Annotated in this window: 1 protein-coding gene and 1 pseudogene; one reads left to right on the forward strand and one right to left on the reverse strand. The window is 67.9% G+C overall.

What is annotated here, in order from left to right; translation table 11 throughout:
- The coding region (locus IO24_RS0139920; protein ID WP_031144772.1) for an extracellular solute-binding protein at window positions 1-673 on the forward strand (673 nt) is incomplete at its 5' end.
- Window positions 674-1,284: 611 nt separating this feature from the next.
- Here the strand turns inward: IO24_RS0139920 and IO24_RS47045 are convergent.
- A pseudogene (locus IO24_RS47045) lies at window positions 1,285-1,614 on the reverse strand (NAD(P)/FAD-dependent oxidoreductase); the annotation flags it as partial.
- Between the last annotated feature and the right edge of the window lie 197 nt (window positions 1,615-1,811).

The raw sequence follows: 1,811 nt of genomic DNA on the forward strand, positions 1-1,811 counted from the left end.
GGAGCCGGTGGACCATGACCGGCTGAAGAGTGTCAAGGGTGCCGGTATCGCGGAGCACAACCTGCCGGAGTACGCGGTCGGCAAGAACGTGTGGGCGAGTGTGATGGCCTACCGCACGGACAGCCTGAAGCGTGTCCCGAAGAGCTGGGCGGACTTCTGGAACACGGATGCCTTCAGCGGTGCGCGTTCGCTGCAGAGCGCAGAGGTGGACCTGCCGGAGCTGGAGTTCGCGCTGCTGGCCGACGGGGTTCCGCTGGACAAGCTGTACCCGCTGGATGTGGACCGGGCGTTCGCCTCGATGTCGCGGATCCGCAGCCTGTGGGGCGGCCGCGCGGACGAGCTGATCAAGCAGGGCATGCCGGTCGCCTACCAGTGGAACGAGGCCCGCAGGATGACCAGCGGCTGGGGTATTCCCAAGGGCGCGGGCAACACGGACGCGGCCTACAAGCTGATCGACTTCTCGCTGCGTCCCGAGGTGCAGGCGGCTTTCGCCAAGCTCTTCCCGCACGGCCCGGTCGTCCCCGCTGCCACCAAGCTGATCTCGGACGATGTCCTGGCCTTGCTGCCGACCTCGCCGAAGAACCTGAAGACCGGGTTCGACGCCGATGTGGCCTGGTGGGACAAGAACCAGGAGGCGGTCACCAAGCGCTGGCAGGAGTGGGCCGATGCCTGAGCAGACCAAACTCCTCGCCTCGGCCCTGGCCCCTGGGTCTTCGCTGACGGGGAAGTCCCTTTCGGTGACGGGGCTGCGCAAGTCCTACAGGCCAGGCCGTTGCCGCCAATGTCGCGCAATTCGGCCTGGCCTCGTCTCTCTTCACCCGGAACCTCAACCGCGTCCTGAGCGTCGGCGAACGCCTCGGCGAAACTCAGCGGGCGGCGCGCGGAAACGGCGTGATCCGGCGGTGATCGCGCAGACGAGCAGGCCCAGGGGACCGCGACGCAACATGGCCGACGAACGTGCAGGCCGGCACCTTGAGGGTTGTACAGGCCCGAGCTGAGGATTGGCGGCCCGACTTCACGGGGCCCTCGGACTCCGCCGCCGCGATGGTCATGGTCTCTGTGCCGACTCAGGCGGAGGCGCCCAGGGTGGCGTGGCCGGCATGAGGAAGACGACGAGAGGTCTTCGGTCCGGGCCAGATCCCAAAGGCCAACAGGGCACCGGCTTCGAGGCCGAGGGCGCCGCCGACAAGTCGGAGCAGTCCTCGGCCTCGACGGTACCGTGCGCGCCGTGGGCGTCGATGTTCAGGACGTCGTGGGCGGCGTACGGGAAGGCCACCGGCCGCCTTACTTGATGAGGTCCTTGAACTTGTAGAACCCGCCGGCGAAGGGCAGGAACCAGGGCGGGCCGAAGTGGCCGGGTATGCGCTTGAAGGGCAGGTCGCGCCAGGGGTTGGCGGCCACGGTCCCGTTCATGTACTCGGCCATCTGCTTGCCCATGTGGGTGGCCATCTGGACGCCGTGGCCGGAGTAGCCGAGTGAGTAGAACAGTCCGTCGTGTTCGCCGGCGTGCACCATGCGGTCCATGCTCATGTCGACCAGGCCGCCCCAGCAGTAGTCGACGCGTGTCTTCGTGAGCTGCGGGAAGACCTCGGTCATCGCCTTGTGCAGGATGCGCCCGCTCTTGGCGTCCGACTGCTGGTTGGACCCGGCGAACCGGGCGCGGCCACCGAACGCAGACGTCCTTGCCCAGCGGTTCCGTCACGATGATGAAACTGCCGACGGGCGCGATCCTGACCTGGTGCCAGCGGAACGGCCGGCTGGTGTAGCCGCTGGTCGCCACGAGCACCTGGTCGGCCTCGACGGTGCCGCGC

The sequence above is a fragment of the Streptomyces flavovariabilis genome (assembly GCF_000725785.1).
Lineage (GTDB): Bacteria > Actinomycetota > Actinomycetes > Streptomycetales > Streptomycetaceae > Streptomyces > Streptomyces hawaiiensis.